Annotated in this window: 15 protein-coding genes and 1 pseudogene; 9 read left to right on the top strand and 7 right to left on the bottom strand. The window is 73.5% G+C overall.

What is annotated here, in order from left to right; translation table 11 throughout:
- Positions 1–9: 9 nt before the first annotated feature.
- The 8 genes from pelF to ACWCPM_RS16835 all read left to right on the top strand — a co-directional run bounded on the left by pelF (position 10) and on the right by ACWCPM_RS16835 (position 11,092).
- Positions 10–1,521: a GT4 family glycosyltransferase PelF gene (gene pelF / locus ACWCPM_RS16870; RefSeq protein WP_450976940.1), complete on the top strand. Its 1,512-nt coding sequence runs from the start codon at positions 10–12 to the stop codon at positions 1,519–1,521.
- A complete protein-coding gene (locus ACWCPM_RS16865; protein WP_450976939.1) occupies positions 1,518–2,984 on the top strand; it encodes a hypothetical protein in 1,467 nt (488 codons plus the stop codon). Before pelF ends, ACWCPM_RS16865 begins: the two co-directional genes overlap by 4 nt.
- A gap of 74 nt (positions 2,985–3,058) precedes the next feature.
- Complete coding sequence (locus ACWCPM_RS16860) at positions 3,059–4,060, top strand: GDP-mannose 4,6-dehydratase (protein ID WP_450976938.1); 1,002 nt, start codon at positions 3,059–3,061, stop codon at positions 4,058–4,060.
- Positions 4,061–4,091: 31 nt separating this feature from the next.
- Positions 4,092–4,805 (top strand): nucleotidyltransferase family protein, encoded by a 714-nt coding sequence (locus ACWCPM_RS16855; protein ID WP_450976937.1) that lies wholly within the window; start codon positions 4,092–4,094, stop codon positions 4,803–4,805.
- A 6-nt stretch (positions 4,806–4,811) separates the two neighbouring features.
- The gene (locus ACWCPM_RS16850) at positions 4,812–5,738 is read left to right on the top strand and encodes an NAD-dependent epimerase/dehydratase family protein (protein WP_450976936.1); all 927 of its coding nucleotides are present in this window, start codon (positions 4,812–4,814) and stop codon (positions 5,736–5,738) included.
- Positions 5,735–6,400, top strand: coding sequence for a spherulation-specific family 4 protein (locus ACWCPM_RS16845; protein ID WP_450976935.1), 666 nt, complete (start codon positions 5,735–5,737; stop codon positions 6,398–6,400). The genes ACWCPM_RS16850 and ACWCPM_RS16845 overlap by 4 nt, the downstream gene beginning before the upstream one ends.
- Entirely contained in the window at positions 6,397–7,185 is a 789-nt protein-coding gene (locus ACWCPM_RS16840; RefSeq protein WP_450976934.1) for an endo alpha-1,4 polygalactosaminidase, read from the top strand. The genes ACWCPM_RS16845 and ACWCPM_RS16840 overlap by 4 nt, the downstream gene beginning before the upstream one ends.
- A gap of 190 nt (positions 7,186–7,375) precedes the next feature.
- Complete coding sequence (locus ACWCPM_RS16835) at positions 7,376–11,092, top strand: S8 family serine peptidase (protein ID WP_450976933.1); 3,717 nt, start codon at positions 7,376–7,378, stop codon at positions 11,090–11,092.
- A 382-nt stretch (positions 11,093–11,474) separates the two neighbouring features.
- Here the strand turns inward: ACWCPM_RS16835 and ACWCPM_RS16830 are convergent, their stop codons facing one another.
- From ACWCPM_RS16830 to ACWCPM_RS16810, 5 genes and pseudogenes are all read right to left on the bottom strand, one after another.
- Entirely contained in the window at positions 11,475–12,407 is a 933-nt protein-coding gene (locus ACWCPM_RS16830) for a hypothetical protein (RefSeq protein ID WP_450976932.1), read from the bottom strand.
- Complete coding sequence (locus ACWCPM_RS16825) at positions 12,404–12,892, bottom strand: hypothetical protein (protein ID WP_450976931.1); 489 nt, start codon at positions 12,890–12,892, stop codon at positions 12,404–12,406. The genes ACWCPM_RS16830 and ACWCPM_RS16825 overlap by 4 nt, the downstream gene beginning before the upstream one ends.
- A gap of 3 nt (positions 12,893–12,895) precedes the next feature.
- Positions 12,896–14,107 (bottom strand): macrolide family glycosyltransferase, encoded by a 1,212-nt coding sequence (locus tag ACWCPM_RS16820; RefSeq protein ID WP_450976930.1) that lies wholly within the window; start codon positions 14,105–14,107, stop codon positions 12,896–12,898.
- Complete coding sequence (locus ACWCPM_RS16815; RefSeq protein ID WP_450976929.1) at positions 14,104–14,982, bottom strand: patatin-like phospholipase family protein; 879 nt, start codon at positions 14,980–14,982, stop codon at positions 14,104–14,106. The genes ACWCPM_RS16820 and ACWCPM_RS16815 overlap by 4 nt, the downstream gene beginning before the upstream one ends.
- Before the next feature lie 441 nt (positions 14,983–15,423).
- Positions 15,424–16,086: pseudogene (locus ACWCPM_RS16810) on the bottom strand (nitroreductase); the annotation flags it as partial.
- Positions 16,087–16,228: 142 nt separating this feature from the next.
- On the opposite strand from ACWCPM_RS16810, the gene ACWCPM_RS16805 reads away from it, so the two are divergent.
- Positions 16,229–16,879, top strand: coding sequence for an FMN-dependent NADH-azoreductase (locus tag ACWCPM_RS16805; RefSeq protein ID WP_450976928.1), 651 nt, complete (start codon positions 16,229–16,231; stop codon positions 16,877–16,879).
- A 155-nt stretch (positions 16,880–17,034) separates the two neighbouring features.
- Here ACWCPM_RS16805 and ACWCPM_RS16800 read toward each other — a convergent pair whose 3' ends face one another.
- Positions 17,035–17,520 carry a MarR family winged helix-turn-helix transcriptional regulator gene (locus ACWCPM_RS16800; RefSeq protein ID WP_450976927.1) on the bottom strand — a complete coding sequence of 162 codons (486 nt, stop codon included), beginning with the start codon at positions 17,518–17,520 and terminating at the stop codon, positions 17,035–17,037.
- Positions 17,521–17,831: 311 nt separating this feature from the next.
- On the bottom strand, positions 17,832–18,175 hold a 344-nt coding region (locus ACWCPM_RS16795), incomplete at its 5' end, for a carboxymuconolactone decarboxylase family protein (RefSeq protein WP_450976926.1).

The raw sequence follows: 18,175 nt of genomic DNA, 5'->3' as shown, positions 1-18,175 counted from the left end.
AGCACACCGATGCACGTTCATCCCAGCGGGCGGCACTCCGGCGCGACCCGCGTCACCCTCCTCACCGAAGGCACCTACCCGCACAGTCACGGCGGTGTGAGCGTCTGGTGCGACCAACTCGTCACCGGCATGCCGGACATCGACTTCGACGTCATCGCCGTCACCGGCACCGGCCGTGAGCAGGTCGTCTGGGATCTGCCGGACCAGGTCCGCGACGTCCTGTCCGTACCCATGTGGGGCGACGCCCCGGCGGGCGGCCCGCCGCGCGGCCGCGCCCGCAGGCGGCTCGCCGACGCCTACGAGCGCTTCCTGACCGCGCTGCTCGACCCGGGCGCCGAGCACGGGTTCGCACCCGCCCTGTACACCATGGCGGGTGCGGCGGCGGACGGGCGGCTGAGCCCCTTCCTGCGCGGCGACACCGCGATCGCGGTCCTGACCGCCGTGTGGCGGCGGCCGGGGCTGGCCGTGCGCGAGGCGGGACCGACGCTCCACGACGCGCTCACGGCGACGGGCCTGCTCGAACACGCCCTGCGCCCGCTGGCCGCGCCACCGCCGCGGGACGGCGTCGCGCACGCCGTCAGCGGCGGGGTCGCCGTCCTGCCGGGGCTCGCGGCCCTCGAACGGCACGGCGTCCCCCTGCTGTTGACCGAGCACGGCGTCTACCTGCGCGAGCGCTACCTCGGCTACCGCACCGCTCCCTACCGCTGGCCGGTCAAGGCCGTGATCCTGGGCTTCTTCCGCCTGCTGGCGGAGGAGAGCTACCGCCGGGCGGCCCTGATCACCCCCGGCAACCGCTACAACCGGCTGTGGGAGGAGCAGGGCGGCGCCGACCCGGCGTCGATCCGCACGGTCTACAACGGCGTCGACCCCGCCGCGTTCCCCCCGGCCGGCCCCGAGCCGGGCACGCCCACCCTCAGCTGGGCCGGGCGGGTCGACCCGATCAAGGACCTGGAGACCCTGATCCGCGCCTTCGCCCTGGTCCGCGGCCGGCTGCCCGACGCGCGACTGCGGATGTTCGGCGGGACACCACGGGGCGGGGAGTCATACCGGGAGCGCTGCGAGGCGCTGGCCGCGGACCTGGGACACGCCGACGCGGTGACGTTCGAAGGCCGCGTCGACGACATCAAGGACGCCTACGCGGCCGGCAACGTCGTGATGCTGTCCAGCATCAGCGAGGGCTTCCCCTTCACCCTCATCGAGGCCATGTCGTGCGGGAGGGCGACGGTCTCCACCGACGTGGGCGGTGTGCGGGAAGCCGTCGGCGACACCGGACTCGTCGTGCCGCCGCGCGACCCGGAGGCGATGGCCGCCGCCGCGCTGGAACTCCTCGGCGACCCCGCCCGGCGCAGGGCCATGGGCGAGGCGGCGCGGCTGCGCGTGATCGAGCAGTTCACGCTCCGGCAGACCATCGACACCTTCCGCGCCGTCTACCACGAACTCGCCACGGGCCGCCGGGAGTCGCCCGCCCGGATCGTCCTGCCCGCCCCGGCGGTCACCGGCACGGGGAGCCTCGCCGTATGAGCGGGCCGATGTTCCTCGAACCCGGCGGCGCCGAACAGGACACGCTGGCGCTGCGGCTGGCCCAGCCCCGCCCCCGGCGCCGCCGGCCCCGCTGGGCCCTGGACGACACCGCGGACGAAACGAAGGACGGCAGATCCGACGGCGGAACGGACGACAGGACGCTCGCGATCCGGGTGCCGCGGCAGGGCCCCGACGAGGAGGCGGTCAGCTCGCTCGCCGCCGAACTCGCCGACCGCATAGGCCCGGCCGTCCACCCCTACGAGGTGGCCGCACTGCTGGAGGCGGACGGCCTGTCCGCGTCCCTCATCAACGAGCGCTACGGCCATCCGAACCTGTTCTCCCTGGCGTCCGCGCTGTACGCGCGGGTGCCCCGCACCTTCCCGGCGCCCCCCGCGGCGCCCGACCCCTGGCGGCCCGACACGGTCCGCTGCCTGCTGCGGGGCCTGCTGTTCGCCCTGCCCGCGCTGGCCTACCTGCTCACCGCCCCGCTCTGGCCGGTCGAGCGGTACGCACCCGTCCTGATCGTGGCGGGCATCGCCTCCTGGGCCTGGGGCCAGGCCCTCGGCCACCGTGCGCACCTGCGGCTGGTGACGGGCCGCCGCGAAGCGTCCGCCACCCTGCTGACCGGGTCCCTGCTGGGCGCGGCGGTCGCCACCGCACTCGCCGCAGCGACCGCGGGGGGCGCCGGTCCGGTCCTCGCGGCGGCGGCCGGACAGTCGCTGTACCTGGCCGCGGCCGGTGTGCTGCTGGTGCTGGCCCGGGAGCGCCTGCTGCTGGCCGCGCTCAGCCCGCTGATCACGGGCGCCGCGGTGCTGCCGTGGTGGGAACCGGGCCCCGCGCTGCGATGGGGACTGCCCCTGCTGGCGCTGGCGGCCACACTCGCCGCCACCGCCCGTGTCCTGTGGGTGGGCCTCGCGACTCCGGCCGCCGCCGGCGGTCCGCGCCCGCGCCTGCGCTCGTCCGTTCCCTACGGACTGTTCGGGCTGGCCGCGGCGGTGCTGGTCATGCTGGAGGGCCGGCAACACCCGTACGGGGTGATCGCCCTGACGCTCAGCATGGGCCCGGCCGAGTGGCTGCTGTACCGCTACCGGGGCTGGTCCGTGGCCGCCCTGCGGGTCAGCCGCACGCCCCGGGCGTTCGTGCTGCGCTCGGCCGCCGTCCTCGGCCTCTGCCTGACCTGCTACCTGCTGCTTCTACTGCCCCCGGCCCTGCTCACCGGAGCCGGTGCGGCCACCGTCCTGCCACTCGCGGGGGTCCTGTGGACCGCGCTCCTGCTGCAGGCGTTCGGGGTGGCCTGGCCACCGGCCGTGGTCTGCCTGGCCGCCGCGGGCGCCGCCGGAGCGGTGACCTGGCTCCGACTGTCACCGGGCCCGGCCGTGTTGCCCGCGGTCTGCGGCACGGCCGCCGTCTGCCTCGCGGCCTGCGCGATACGCCTGCTCGGCAGGCCGTCCCGGCACGCCTGACCCCGCCCGCCACCACCCGCCGCGCCCACCGGGGCGGCACCTCGCCCTTCCCACCGACGAAAGGAACAGCAGAGTTGACCCCCGCACCGCTCGCCGCCGTCACCGGAGCCGAGGGCTTCATCGGCTCGCACCTCACCGAGGCGCTGGTCGCCTCCGGCCATCGCGTCAGGGCCATGGCCCAGTACAACTCGTTCTCGTCCTACGGCTGGCTGGAGACCCTGCCCGCCGACGTCCTCGACCAGGTGGAGATCGTCCTCGGCGACGTACGGGATCCCGGCTCGGTACGCGCCCTGCTCGACGGAGCCGACTGCGCATACCATCTGGCGGCGCTGATCGCGATCCCGTACTCCTACCAGGCCCCGCACAGCTACGTGGACACCAATGTCACCGGAACGCTCAACGTGCTGGAGGCGGTGCGCGCGCTCGGCACCCCGCGCCTGGTGCACACCTCGACCAGCGAGACCTACGGCACCGCGCGGACCGTGCCGATCACCGAGGACCACCCCATCAACACCCAGTCCCCGTACGCCGCCTCGAAGGCGGGCGGCGACCGGCTGGCCGACAGCTACCACGCCAGCTTCGACACCCCCGTGGTGACGCTGCGGCCGTTCAACACCTTCGGCCCGCGGCAGTCGATGCGGGCCGTGATCCCCACCGTCGTCGGCCAGGTGGCGGCCGGGCAGCGCACCATCACCCTCGGCGATCTGCGCCCCACCCGGGACTTCACCTTCGTCGAGGACACCGCGCAGGCCTTCCTCGCGGTGGGCACCGCCCCGGCCGGGCAGGTCGTCGGCCGGACCTTCAACGCCGGGACCGGGGGCGAGATCTCCGTCGGAGACCTGGTCGCGCTGATCGGCAAGGTCATGGACGCCCCCCTCGACGTCCGCGAGGACGCCGATCGCCTGCGCCCCGCCGCCTCCGAGGTGATGCGGCTGGTCGCCGACGCGAGCCGGCTGACCGCTGCGACCGGCTGGCGGCCCGGCCACACGCTGGAGGAAGGGCTCGCGCGGACCGCACGGTGGTTCGCCGATCCGGCCAACCTGGCCCGCTACAAGACCGGCATCTACAACATCTGACCCGTCCGGACGTACTCGCAGGAGGTATGCCATGCACGCAGTCATCCTGGCCGGAGGAAAGGGCGTCCGGCTGCGGCCGTACACCACCGCGCTGCCCAAGCCCCTCGTCCCCATCGGGGACCAGCACGCCATCCTGGAGATCGTGCTGCGCCAGCTGTCCACGGCCGGCTTCTCCCACTGCACCATCGCCATAGGCCACCTGGGCGAGATCATCCGCGCGTACGTCGGCGACGGCACGCAGTGGGGGATGCACGTCGACTACGCCACGGAGGAGAGCCCCCTCGGCACCATGGGACCACTGCTCAACCTGCGCGAGAGCCTGCCGGAGAACTTCCTGGTCATGAACGGCGACGTGCTCACCGACCTCGACTACGCCGACGTGCTGCGCCGGCACGAGGAGTCGGGGGCGCCGCTGACCATCGCCACCTACGCCCGCAAGGTGCACATCGACTTCGGCGTGCTGACGACGGACGCGAGCCGCGTGGTCGCCTTCACCGAGAAACCCAGCATCGACTACCGGGTCTCCATGGGCGTCTACGGCGTCTCGCGGGCCACCCTCGACGGCTACACGCCCGGACTGCCGCTGGGCTTCGACGAACTGGTGCTGGACCTGCTCGCCGCACAACGGCCGCCGCACGCCTACGACTTCGACGGATACTGGCTGGACATCGGGCGCCCCGACGACTACGACCGGGCCAACGCCGAGTTCACCAGCCGCAAGTCGCTGCTGCTCAAAGGAGCCTGAGCACTGATGCGCATCCTCGTCCTCGGCGCCACCGGGTACCTGGGCGGCCATGTCGCCGAACGGCTGCGTGCCCTCCCGGGCACGCGGCTGCTCATCGGCGGCCGCTCACCCGACGCCGACGTCACCGTCGACCTCGCCTGCGACGGCCCGCGCGAGATGGCCCAGGCGCTGGCCGCGGCCGCTCCCGCCGTCGTCGTCAACTGCGCGGGCGCGACCGGGACGGACGCCGTCACCCTGGCGGAGGTCAACGCGCGCGGTCCCGCCGCACTGTGCGCGGCACTGCGCGAGGCGGCCCCGGCGGCCCGCCTGGTCCACCTCGGCTCCGCCGCCGAGTACGGCCCCGGCACCCCCGGCCTGCGGGTGACGGAGTCGGATCCGACCGGACCGGCGGGACCCTACGGCGCGACCAAGCTCGCGGGCACCGTGGCGGTGACCGCCTCGGGGCTGGACGCGGTGGTGCTGAGGGTGGGGAACCCGGTGGGCCCGGGCGCCCCGCCCACCGGGCTGCCCGGCCGGGTCGCCGCGCTGCTCGGCGACGCCGGGCGCGACCCGGACGCGACACTGCGGCTCGGCGACCTGTCGGCGCACCGCGACTTCGTGGACGTACGCGACGTGGCACGGGCGGCGCAGCTCGCGGCCACCGCCGTGGGTCCGCTGCCCGCCCTCCTCAACATCGGGGGCGGGGAGGCGGTCCCGGTGCGTGAGCTGGTGCGGCGGCTGGCGGCCGCGGCCGGCTTCCGCGGCCGGATCGTCGAAGCGGGCGGCGGCGGGTCCGCGCGGTCCGCCCGGGTGTCGTGGCAGTGCTCCGACATCAGCGCCGCCCGTGACGCCCTCGGCTGGCGGCCGTCCCACTCGCTCGACGCGTCACTGGCGGCGCTGTGGGCGGCGGTCGGCGCCCGGTCCCCGCGCCGCGAAGGGGTACCGGCCCCGTGAGCCTGCTGATCCCGCTCTACGTCCATCCGGCCGAGGACCCGGCGGCGTGGCACCGGCTCATCACCCGCGCGGCCCGCACGTACGGGGTGGTGCTCAACCCGGCGAACGGGCCGGGCGAGGTCCCGGACCCGGCGTTCCTGGCCGCGGCCGAGGCGCTGCGCGCGGCGGGGGCCCGGCTGCTCGGCTACGTCGACACGGACTACGGCGCGCGCGACCCGGCCGAGGTCGTCGCCGACGCGCGCCGGCACCAGGAGTGGTACGCGGCGGAGGGCTGCTTCCTCGATCAGACGACGGCGGGCCCGGACGGGTTGCCGGCCTGCCGCCGTCTGGTGCGCTCCCTGCGCAAGCTGGGCTTGTCGACCATGGTCCTCAACCCCGGCGTCCACCCCGCCCCCGGATATGTGGCCCTCGCCGACCTGACCGTCACCTTCGAGGGCCACTGGTCCACGTACGTCGCGGCGTTCAGCCGCCCGTCGTGGGCCGAGCGACAGCCGCCGGAACGGTTCTGCCACCTTGTCTACGGGGTGCCCGCCCCGCTCGTCCCGCTCGCCGTGCGCACCGCGACCGAACGCGGCGCGGCGGTGTGCGGTCCGGTGACGGGGGAGCCGCCCAACCCGTGGTCACGGCTGACGCCGGCACTGGCCGCCGAGGCGGACCGATGAGGCGGCTGGTGGCGGTGTCCACGGCCGTGCTGCTGCTCCTGGCCGCCCTCGCGGCGTGCTCCGACGAGCCCGACCGCGGACCTCGCCCGCTGTGGCAACCGCGCCCCGGCCTCGCCTGGCAGTGGCAGCTCGACGGCGAAATCGACGCGTCCGTCGACGTGCCCGTGTACGACATCGACGGATTCGAGAACAGCGCCGAGGACGTGGCCCGGCTGCACCGGGACGGCCGCAAGGTGATCTGCTACATCAACGTCGGCGCCTGGGAGGACTACCGCCCCGACCGGAAGGACTTCCCCCGCTCCGTGCTGGGCAGGCCCAACGGCTGGCACGGTGAACGCTGGCTCGACATCCGGCGGATCGCGGTCCTGCGGCCCCTCATGGAACGCCGGTTCGACATGTGCCGCGACAAGGGCTTCGACGCGGTGGAACCCGACCTCGTGGAGGGCTACGCCGACGACACCGGATTCCCCCTCACGGCCGGGGACCAGCTCCGCTACAACCGCATGATCGCCGACATCGCCCACGAACGCGGCCTGGCCGTGGGCCTCAAGAACGACCTGGCCCAGATCCCCCAGCTCGTCGGCCACTTCGACTTCGCGGTCAACGAGGAGTGCGCCCAGTACGGCGAGTGCGCACTCCTCGAACCCTTCATCGCGTCGGGCAAGGCGGTCTTCCACGTGGAGTACGCGCAGCCCACCGGCCGCTTCTGCCCGCAGGCGCGCGAGCTGCGGTTGTCCTCGATGCTCAAAAAGCTCGAACTGGGCAGCTGGCGCAGGCCGTGCTGACCGAGGCCACGGCGCGAGGGTGACCCGGCAGCACGCGAGGAGCCCTGTCCCGACGCCCGCCGCGACGCACCTCGCGTCGCAACTGCGCCATGGCACAACGACGACGCCGCCCGGCTCTTGAGCATGGTCGGTCATGGCCGGACGATCAGGGTTCCCACGCTTCACAAGAGTCTGAGGGGTCTCCTTGCGCATGGTTCCCAACCCCAGACCCGGGCTGATCGCGCTCGGCGCGGTCGCGGCCCTGGTACTCGGGGCCATACCGGCCGCCACCGCCGTACCCGGGCACCCGGCCGGTGCCGTTCCGTCCGCCGGTACCGCACCACGGTCACCCGGCGACGGCGGCAGTCACACCGTCACGCTCATCACCGGTGACAAGGTCACCATCGGCACCGCCGCCGACGGCACCGCCATCAGGTCCTTCGAAGGCGCGAACGGCACCACCACCGGTTACCACCGGGCCGTCCTCGACGGCGAGACGTACGTCTACCCGGACTCCGTCCTGCCCTACGTCAGCGCCGGGAAGCTCGACAAGCGGCTGTTCAACGTCACGCGGTTGATCGCCGACGGCTACGACGACGCGCACGCCGACCGGCTGCCGCTCATCGTGCGCTGGACCGACGCCGCGGCGAGGTCACGGACCCAGCCGAAGGTCGCGGGCGCGACGGTCCTGCGCCGCCTGGACAGCATGCAGGGCGCCGCCCTCGCCCAGAACCGCGGGAAGGCGACGGCGTTCTGGTCGGCGCTCACCGGCGACCGGGGCGAGGCGACGGCCCGTGGTGCGAAGCCCGCCTTCACCAACGGCATCGCCAAGGTGTGGCTGGACGGCAGGGTGAACGCCGACCTGTCCGAGTCGACCGGGCAGGTCGGCGCGCCGGAGGTCTGGGAGAAGGGCAACACCGGCAAGGACGTGAAGGTCGCGGTCCTCGACACGGGCGTGGACCCGGAACACCCCGACCTCGCCGAACAGGTCGACGCGAGCGCCAGCTTCGTCCCCTACGAGGAGGACGTCACCGACTACCACGGCCACGGCACGCACGTCGCCTCGACCGTCGCGGGCACCGGCAGCGCCTCCGAGGGCAAGGAGCGGGGCGTCGCCCCCGGCGCCCGGCTCGGCATCGGCAAGGTGCTGGACACCCAGGGCCAGGGGCAGGAGTCCTGGATCATCGCGGGCATGGAATGGGCCGCCCGGGACCAGCAGGCGAAGATCGTCAGCATGAGCCTGGGCGGTGCGGGCGACCACACGGACCCGATGAGCGAGGCCGTCGACCGGCTCAGCCGCGAGACGGGCGCGCTGTTCGTCGTCGCCGCGGGCAACGGCGGCCCGAGGTCCGTCACCAGCCCCGGCGCCGCCGACTCCGCGCTGACCGTGGGCGCCGTCGACTCCGAGGACCGGCTCGCCGAGTTCTCCAGCCAGGGCCCGCGCGAGGGTGACGCCGGCCTGAAGCCCGAGATCACCGCCCCCGGCGTCGACATCCTCGCGGCGCGCACCCACTACCAGCGTGGCGGTTCGGGCTACTACACCACCATGAGCGGTACGTCGATGGCGACACCGCACGTCGCCGGCGCCGCCGCGCTGCTGGCCGCCGAGCATCCGGACTGGACCGGCGAGCGGTTGAAGGAAGCCCTCGTCAGCAGCGCCGAGGCCACCCCGGCCTACACGCCGTACGAGGCGGGTGCCGGCCGGCTCGACGCCGCGGCGGCGGTGCGCGCCTCGGTCTTCGCGACCGTCAGCGCCCACTCCGGCTTCCACACGTGGCCCTCGACGCCGGGGGAGACCGACGTCCGGAAGGTGACGTACACCAACGTCGGCGACAGCCCGGTCGCCCTGGACCTCGCGATCGACGCCGCGAGCGCCCCGGCGGGGCTGTTCAGCCTCTCCGAGGGCCGCGTCACGGTGCCCGCGCACGGCACCGCCACGGTCTCCCTGACCACGGACCTGGCACGGCTGCCCGCCGACCAGCCCGTCAGCGGCATGATCACCGCGACGGACGGTGCCGGTGAGGTGCGCGCGCGCACCCTGATCGGCGGCGCCCGGGAGGGCCGGCGACAGAACCTGACCGTGGTCGCCAAGGACCGTTCGGGCGAGCCGCTGGCCGGCCGGGTCTACCTGCTGTCCGCGGGCCGCTTCCAGGTCCTGGATCTCGACGCGTCCGGCACCGGCACGGCGCGGCTGCCCGAGGGCAGTTACAACGGATGGCTCATCGGCGATGTGCAGGGGGCGGAGGGACCCCACTCGCTGGGCATGGCGCTGCTCGCCTTCAACGAGGTGCGGCTCGACCAGGACCGGACCGTCACCCTGGACGGCCGCAAGGCCCGCCGGATCCTCGCGCACGCGCCGAAGGAGACCACGGCCGTCGCACCCCGGCTGGACGTCCAGCGGTCCTTCGCCGACAGCCTGTTCGCGACCTCCATGCTGCCCAACCCGTCCTACGACAGCATCTGGGCGCTGCCGACCGGCGGCAAGGTCAGCGACGGCGCCTTCGACTTCGGCGCCCGCTTCCGCCTGGAGCAGCCCGCGCTGACCCTGGGCACCGGCACGCGGACGTACGACGACCCGCTGGTCAAGCGCGCGGCCCAGCCGCTCCCGGCCGGCACCAGGACACTGAAGGCGGTCCTCGACGACGCGGGGACGGCCGGGGCACCGGCCCGGCACGACGTGCGGGGCAAGGCCGTCGTGGTCCGCGGCGGCGACACCGCGGAGATCCGGGAGCGGGCGGAGGCCGCCGCCGCGGCCGGCGCGCGACTGCTCGTGGTCGTCAACGACGGCATCGGGCGGATGCTCCCCTGGGACGAGAACCCGTGGTCCCCGCAGGACCCGGCCCCGCTGACGGTGGCGACCCTCGACGCCGACCAGGGCACCGACCTGATCGACCGGCTGAGGCGTGGCTCCGTCACGCTGAAGGTGACCTCGCATCCCACCACCGAATACCTCTACGACGTGGTGCGCCACTGGGACGGCGCGGTCCCGGCGGACCCGACCTGGCGGGTGGCCCCGCATGAACTGGGCCGGGTCGACGTCTCCTTCCGCAACCCCAGGCCCGCCAAGGCCAATGAGTTCCGCTACGACTTCTGGCAGGGCTGGGCGGTCGGGAACCGGGTCACGGCGCCCGCCCAGGGGGACCGGACCGACTGGGTCACCGGCGGCACCGACTGGGTGGAGTCGGCCAGTGTGGTCGGCGAGACGGGGCAGGAGTCGATGGACATCCTGCGCTACGCGCCCCGGAAGACCGCCGAGGTCGACTGGTTCGGGCCGATCCAGCGCCCCCGGATGAGCGCGCGCGGTTCCCTGCCGTTGCGCTATCTCGACACGATGTACATCCTCGCGCCGGGCTGGGGCGACTCCGGAGCAGGCCATGTCGGTGACGCCTACGGCAACTTCGACGTGCGCAACCGGGTGTCGCTGCACCAGGGCGACCGCGAGCTGGACTGGGGCAACGCCGAGCGGCTCATGACTCCCCAGCTCGCCCCGGAGCGCCTGCCCTACCGCCTGGTGGTGGAGAACGACCGCGGAGCCTGGGAGCACCCCTACTCGACGCGTACGTCGACCGAGTGGGACTTCACCTCGGAAGTCACCGGCCCCGAGGCGCCGGCGTCCCTGCCGCTGATCCAGCTCGACTACGGCGTGGACACCGACAAGTCCGGCCGGGCGGACCGGCGCGCCGGGCTGACGGTGACCGCCTCGCACCTTGAGGGGACGCGGGCCACCGTCGGGAAACCCGCCGTCGAGGTCTCCTACGACGACGGGGCCACCTGGCACCGGGCCGAGCTGAACCGTCACGGCGACGGATGGCGTACGAGCCTCAAGGCCCCCCGTACGGCCGGCTTCGTCAGCCTGCGGGTCACCGCCCGGGACAGTGCCGACAACGCCGTCTCGCAGACGATCACCCGGGCCTTCGGCCTGCGCTGACGTCACCGATCGCCATGTGACACGGGCGGGACCGCATCCGGCGGCCCCGCCCGTGTCATATGGCCCGCACCCTCGGGAAGCCTGGCTCTCACCCGCCCGGCCCCACCCGGTGGGCCCGGCGGGGCACCGCGTCCTAGCGTCGAAGTGCCTTGCGCCAACCGGGCCGCAAGGTCCGGGCGGCCCCCGTACCTGTGCGCCCTGGGCCGGGGTCGCCCGACCTCGATCCCTGAGTTCCCTCGCGGTGCACCGCCCTGGTCCGGTCGGGCGGGACGGAGGCGGGCACCGCGACTCGGGCAGCGCCCCGCATCTTCACTCCGGCGAGGGCGCCCGGCCTGCCCGGTCCAGGGAGTGCCTCCCGACCGGGCCCCGCTCCCGGCGGCCTTTACGAGCCGTCCGCCGCCGTCGGCGTCCCGCGGTGGGCGCGGACGAGCGCGATCACCAACGCCGCCGTGCGGTCCAGATGGCTGCGGCCGTCGGGCAGTTGCGCCGACGGGCTGATGTAGCTGAGCGGCCCGACGTGCGTGGCGGGGTCGAGCCGGTGCTCGGTGATCTTTCCGGCGCGGACGGCCCGGTTCCAGGAGCTGGCCCAGAACAGCGGCCAGCGCTGAGGGAAGATCCAGGTGCTGAGCCGCTCGATCCGGTCGCCGGTACTGGTCAGCCGGTGGAGGTGCTCGGCATGGGCGAGGTCGTTGGCGCCGTTGTGGAACCCGCCGAGCGTGATCAGCAGGAGCGGGCAGCGCAGTTGCGCGTGCAGTTGCGCCACGGCTCCGACGGCCACCTGCGCTCCGCCGCTGTAGCTGAGCAGCACCACGGGGATGCCGCTGTCGGCCTCGTAGCCCGCCAGCCGTAGCTGCGTGGCGATCTGGGAGCCGACTGCCCGGTTGTACAGCGGGCGGTACCGGCGGTCTGCCGCGACAAAGATCTGCATGACGTTGTGCAGGAACAGCAGCAGTCCGACGCGGCGCTGCAGCCACGCCCACACCGGCCGGTCGGCGAGCGGGTCGGCCAGGGGCGAGTAGGGCTGCACCTGACCCAGCACCCGCCACTCGGGTGCCCCGGCGAGGAGGGCCTTGACGAGCTGGCCGCCGTCCCGGCTGTCGCGGACGCGCCGCTTGCCGATGCCGTCGAGATAGATCAGGTAGGCGTCCGGGGGAGCCTCGGGATCGGCGCCCCGGGCATAGGGCACGCCGCTGGGCAGCAGGGTGACGGGTGCCCGCCAGCCGGCGGCGTAGGCCAGCACCTCGTAGCGGGCCAGCAGGGCCTCGGCGAGCAGGGCGGGCCCGATCGCGAAGACCCAGAGCAGGAAACTGTTCATGCGAGCGACTCCCGCGGTCCGGTGGCGCTGAGATGCACGACCAGACGCCGTACGCCTTCGACGGCCACGGCGAGCCCGGCCCCGGCGACGGTCACGCAGCCCACGGCGGTCCACCAGTCCAGGCCGGCCGCCGTGGCGAGGAGGTCGGCCAGACCGGCCCCGACGCCGACGAAGAGCACGAGGTGGAGCACGGGTCCGAGCCAGGGGAACGCGAGGACGGCGCAGAGCACGAGCGGGGCGGCCACGCCCGGTGTCCACACAAGCCCCTCGCCGGGCGGCGGCGAGGACGCCACCAGCTCGGCCAGGGTCCACGCGGACAGCGGCCACAACGCGAACACGGCGCCCTCGACCAGACCACCGGCGAGCAGCAACGAGGCCACCAGACTGCGCGGCATGCCGGGCCGGCGCACCGCCAGGGGCAGGATGCGCCCGGCGGCCTCGGAGACGCCGGCGAGCAGGAGCAGGAGGACGACGACAGGTGACATCGCTCAGCCCCGCCGCGTCCGGCGGTCGGAGGACGGCCCGGCCGCGCCCACGTACCGTTCGAGTTCGTCGGCGGCACGCCGGTAGCCGCCCGCCGCGTGCAGCGCGTCCCGCAGGGTGGACGCGGACTCGCGGAACCGGCTCTCGTCCAGCAGCTGCCGCGCGAGAGCACGTACGGAGCCCTCGGTGACGTCCTGGGGCGGGATCGACAGACCGGCGCCGAGCTCCACGACCCGGCGGGCCACCAGGGGCTGGTCGGCGCCCAGGGGCACCACCAGCATCGGAACCCCGGCGTACAGCGACTCGCTGACGCTGTTCATCCCGCCATGGGTGACGAACAGCGACGCCCGGGCGAGCACCTCCGGTTGGGGGACGAAACGGCAGGCGACCACGTTGTCGGGCAAGGGGCCCAGCGCGTCGGGATCGGTCTGTCCGGTCGAGAGGACGACGGTGCCGCCCAGGGGCGCGAGCGCGTGGGCGAAATGGCGCAGCAGGCGCGGGTCGGCGTCGAACACGGTGCCCAGGGAGGCGTACAGAACGGGGTCGCGCAGCCGGTCGAACGGGAAGGAGTGATCCGTCGGGCGGGCGCCGATGCTCGGACCGACGAAGGCGTAGCCGTCGTCGAACTTCTCGGCGGCCGGCTGGAGCTCCCGCGCGATGTACACGAGGTTGAGCCGCTGGCGGATGTTCCCCATGTCGAACAGGGGGAGTCCCCTTGTGTCGTACTCGCGGCGCAGTCGCAGGCGTGAGCGCAGGTGGTCGCGGAGGCTGCGGGGGTGGGCCGCCGAGGCGACCAGCAGGTCCCACGAGCCGCGGGTGGGGCTCGGCACCTGCCGGTTGTAGGCGAACGTCGTGAACGAGGACACCGCCGGCACCCCGAGTTCGCGCGCGGCGACGGCTCCCCACGGACAGGTGCTGTCGTGGACGATCAGGTCGGGCCGTATCTCTCGCAGGTCGTCCAGCACCGTGGGCATCAGGCGGAGTGCGGTGGCCGTCAGTCCGGCGATCAGGGTGAGCGGGATCGGCGGATCGGGGAGCGGCAGGTTCGCGCCGGGGTAGAGATGGACGGTCGCGCCGGTGGCCGCGATCTCGTCACGGAACGCGGGGAAGGTGTGGTACGTGACGGAGTGGCCACGTCGCACGAGCTCGGCCACCAGCGGCAGCGTCGGGTTGATGTGCCCGTGCATGGCGATACCGAAGAAGGCGATGGTACTCAAAGGGCGCTCCGCGAGAGGGAAGGGGTCGGTGCCTCGCCCGGCCCGGCCGGCGTCGCCGAAGGCTCCCCGGTCCGGTACAGGCCAGGCCCATTGATGCGCAGCCCGTCGAGGAACTGTCCCGCCGTGCGGTGCGCGGTGCTGATCAGCCGTTGCGACTGGCCGAAGTCCCAGGGAGCGGGCCACTCCTCGATGCCGGTCGGCAGTACGACGGTCGGGATGTGCCGGGCCACGGCGTTCAGGTCCCGCTCGATCTGGTGCTGCATCAGAAGCTGTCCGGCCCTGGCGGCGATCGCGCCGGCCCGCCGGTTCGGGACGCGCAAGCGCGACGCCGCGCTCCCCGGCCCGGTGGAGAGGACCACCACGCTGGCCGCCCCGGCCTCCAACGCCGCCAGGACGGGGACGTAGGCGATCACACCGCCGTCGACGAGCGTCCGGCCCGCGTGATCCACCGGGGGCAGCATCCCGGGTACGGCGGCGCTGGCCAGCAGCGCCGACTGCAGGTCTCCGTGGTCGAGCAGCACCGGCGCGCCGGTGCCCAGGTCCATGGCGACCGCGGTGAACGGGACGGGCAGTTCCTCGATCCGGGCCGGCAGCCCGGACCTGGCGATGAGGCGGCGCAGGCCACGGTCGGTGAAGACGCTGGTGCGGGAGGGCAGGTAGCCCAGCGGATACACCTCACGGCGCCGCAACTGGGTCCACACGCTGTGCAGCCGCGCGGCGGCCCCCGTGGGGTGGGCCGCGGCGATGGCTCCGGTGAGCGCGCCCACGGAGGTGCCGACGATCATGTCCGGCGTGAATCCGCGTTCCTCCAACGCGTACCCCACGCCGACGTGCGCCGCTCCGAGCACGCCGCCGGCGCCCACCACCACGGCCACGGGCCGGGGAAGGGTGGACAGGGCCGACGGTCGCGGCATTGCGGGTCGCGGGCTCGACACCGCGGGACGCGTCTCGTGGCCGCCGTCCGGGGCCCGGCGCTTCCCACGGTCACGTTCGCTCGTCGCGTCGCCGCCGAAACACCGGCGCGCCCATGTGACCGGTGCCCGGCCACAAGCATTTTTCATGATCAACCTCTCTCGCCACGGCACGGATCGGTACCGGACTCAGCCGGTGCCGGGCGGCACCCCGATGTGCGACGCGAGCTGCCCGACGCGCTGGGGCAGGCCCTTTCCGAGACGCGCGACGATGCCGTGCGCCCCCCGCGGCCGGCGCACATGGCGCCTCGCGGCGATCGTGGTGGTGTTCCGGGGGCGGGGATGCCGCGAGGCCCCGCGGGACGTTCCGGTCCCGTGCGGGCGCGGTGCGGGGGAGGCGTCCGCCCCGTCGACGAACGTGACCGTCTCGTCGAGCGGCGCCCGGCCGGTACGCGGCGGAGCGGCCCTGAGGTCGGCGAAGCCGATCGACATGCCGCAGAAGAGGAGGAGCTCCTCCGGGGGTGACACGGCCTCCGCGACGGACCGGTGGTACTTCGCCCACGCCATCTGCGGGCAGCTGTGCAGTCCCTCGGCGCGGAGCAGCAGCATGACGGTCTGCAGATACATGCCGACGTCGGACCACTGGGCCGGACCCATGTCGCGGTCGATGTAGCAGAAGAGGGCGGCGGGCGCGCCGAAGCAGTTCCAGTTCTGCGCGGCGGCTCGCTGACGTGCCTCGAGATCGTCGCGCGGGACGCCGAGCGCGCCGTAGCGCTGCGCGCCGAAGGCGGAGCGGCGCTCGCAGTACGGGGACTTCAGCTCGGGCGGGTACTGCTGGTACTCGGGCTCGTCCCAGGGCTCGCGCGCGGCCAGCCGTCTGCCGGTGCGCTTCTTCAGCTCGGTCAGTGCCGGTCCCGTGAGCACGAAGGTGTGCCAGGGCTGGAGATTCGATGCCGAGGGTGCCCAGGCAGCGGCGGACAGCACGCGCTTCAGCACCTCCCCGGGGACCTGCCGGTCGGTGAACTCCCGCACCGCCCGCCGGCTGGTGACCGCCTCATAGACATCCAACATCGTCCACCTCCTATGGACTCGGCACGTATGTTGGTTGCGTTCACGATGATATCACTCGATACAATCGCGCCCGTAACTATCGTCTAGCATGATCCAGCCCCGGCCCCCCCACGCCCGGGGCGTTCTTCGGAGGAAGCCCATGGCCACGTTGCTGCACATCGACTCGTCCCTGTTCCCCGACGGCGTGTCCGCCTCCCGTGCGGTCACGGACGCCTTCCGCAAGGCATGGGAGGAGCAGCACCCGGACGGCACGGTGATCTACCGCGATCTCGCCGCCGACCCCGTTCCGCACATCAGCATCGCCGCCCACAGCGCCGCTTTCGCCGCCCCCGAGGAGCGCAGCCCGGAGCAGTCCGCGGCCTTCGCCGCCCGAGTGGCACTCATGGAGGAGCTGGAGCAGGCGGACGCCGTCCTGATCGGCGCCCCCATGTACAACTTCACGATCCCGTCGACGCTCAAGGCGTGGCTGGACAACATCATCCTGCCGGGCCGCACCATCGGTGCCGCGCCCTCCGCCGCGGGCACCCCCGTCACCGTCGTCGCCAGCCGAGGCGGCTCCTACGGGCCGGGCAGCCCCCGCGAGGGTTTCGAGTACGTGCAGAACTACCTGGAGGCCGTTCTCCAGGGCAGCCTGGGCCTGGAGCCCGACTTCATCGTCCCGGAACTCACCATGGCCCCGCGCAACCCGGCCATGTCCGAGCTGATCCCGCTCTACGAGGCTTCCCGTGAGCGCGCCTTCGCGGACGCCGCGACCAAGGCGAAGTCCCTCGCGGAGCGGCTCGCCGGCTGAGTTCACCACGGGTATCGCACCGTGTGACACCTCGGACAGAGGCGTCACACGGTGTTTCTTGTGCTCCCGCCCCGCGCGTGTCGCGGCGAGGAAGTCGGGACGTACCCGATGCCGGCGGGGCGGCCGTTCTCGCGGTCGGCGGTCCCCGCCCGTGCTCAGGACTCTTCGGCCGCGGGGTAGGCGAAGCGGGTCAGCAGATCCGCGAGTTGCTCGGGCTCGCCGGGGTGCAGTTCGGCGACCAGTCGTTCGGCCAGCGGCACCGCGGCCACATGGGCCGCCTCGAAGAGCGCGACGCCCTGCGGCGTGATCTCCACCGCCCGCGCCCGGCGGTCCCCCGGCACGGCCTTGCGCTTGGCGAGTCCTCGGCGTTCGAGGTCGTCCACGACCCGCATGACCCCGGCCTTGTCCGACGCCGTGGCGGCGGCGAGGTCCCGCTGCATCGTGGTCCCGTTCTCCCTCAGTACGATCAGCACGGCGAAGTGCCGCAGCTCCACGCCGAGCGGTCGAAGCGCTTCGGCCATCACCGCGGAGGCGCGCCAGTGCGCCCGGCGCAGAAGTAGGCCGAGCGCGAAGGGGGAAGGCCCCCCTTGGCGGTCGGTCGCACGCGGGGCGGTGGATTCGTCCGGGACATTGACGGCCATGAGAGTACATTACCAGGTACGTTTCAATCGATACGGTATCGAGTGAGGTGAATTTCTGGGTGCGGCCGCGGCGGGGCCTCGGGGACGAGGGCCGCAACTGCCGGGAGCGGCGGGCGAGTCGGAGCCCGCCGCCGATCGTGAGCGTCGGTCCGCTCAGCTGGGCTCCCGCAGGACGAGCGCGCTGTGGGAACGCGTCCTGGCAGGTCGGCCAGGTACTCCGTACGGCGCCCGGCCGCGCGGGCCAGGGCCCCCGCCGGTGGGGGTCCGTCTCCCCGACGGGGGTCGGGGTGACGGGGAGACGGACAGCGTGTTCAGCCGAACATGCCGGGCTGGTAGCTGCCGGCGGGCTGCTGGTTGATGACGTTGATGCGGTTGTAGGCGTTGATGACGGCGATGAGGGAGATGAGGGCGACGAGCTGGTCTTCGTCGTAGTACTTGGCGGCGTTCTGCCAGGCTTCGTCGGTGACGCCGCCGGCCGCGTCGGCGAGGCGGGTGCCCTGTTCGGCGATTTCGAGGGCGGCGCGCTCGGCGTCGGTGAAGACGGTGGCCTCGCGCCAGGTGGCGACGAGGTTGAGTCGCTGCTGGGTCTCGCCGGCGTGGGTGGCGTCCTTGGTGTGCATGTCGGTGCAGAAGCCGCAGCCGTTGATCTGGCTGG

It is taken from the genome of Streptomyces sp. NPDC002309 (genome assembly GCF_053593375.1).
This window is presented reverse-complemented; position numbering and strand designations above follow the sequence as displayed.

What these genes read in the sequence shown, in the direction of transcription:
- pelF (WP_450976940.1), top strand. Translation starts at nt 10, where the DNA reads ATGCACGTTCATCCCAGCGGGCGGCACTCCGGCGCGACCCGCGTCACC.
- ACWCPM_RS16865 (WP_450976939.1), top strand. Translation starts at nt 1,518, where the DNA reads ATGAGCGGGCCGATGTTCCTCGAACCCGGCGGCGCCGAACAGGACACG.
- ACWCPM_RS16855 (WP_450976937.1), top strand. Translation starts at nt 4,092, where the DNA reads ATGCACGCAGTCATCCTGGCCGGAGGAAAGGGCGTCCGGCTGCGGCCG.
- ACWCPM_RS16850 (WP_450976936.1), top strand. Translation starts at nt 4,812, where the DNA reads ATGCGCATCCTCGTCCTCGGCGCCACCGGGTACCTGGGCGGCCATGTC.
- ACWCPM_RS16840 (WP_450976934.1), top strand. Translation starts at nt 6,397, where the DNA reads ATGAGGCGGCTGGTGGCGGTGTCCACGGCCGTGCTGCTGCTCCTGGCC.
- ACWCPM_RS16835 (WP_450976933.1), top strand. Translation starts at nt 7,376, where the DNA reads ATGGTTCCCAACCCCAGACCCGGGCTGATCGCGCTCGGCGCGGTCGCG.
- ACWCPM_RS16830 (WP_450976932.1), bottom strand. Translation starts at nt 12,407, where the DNA reads ATGAACAGTTTCCTGCTCTGGGTCTTCGCGATCGGGCCCGCCCTGCTC.
- ACWCPM_RS16825 (WP_450976931.1), bottom strand. Translation starts at nt 12,892, where the DNA reads ATGTCACCTGTCGTCGTCCTCCTGCTCCTGCTCGCCGGCGTCTCCGAG.
- ACWCPM_RS16805 (WP_450976928.1), top strand. Translation starts at nt 16,229, where the DNA reads ATGGCCACGTTGCTGCACATCGACTCGTCCCTGTTCCCCGACGGCGTG.
- ACWCPM_RS16800 (WP_450976927.1), bottom strand. Translation starts at nt 17,520, where the DNA reads ATGGCCGTCAATGTCCCGGACGAATCCACCGCCCCGCGTGCGACCGAC.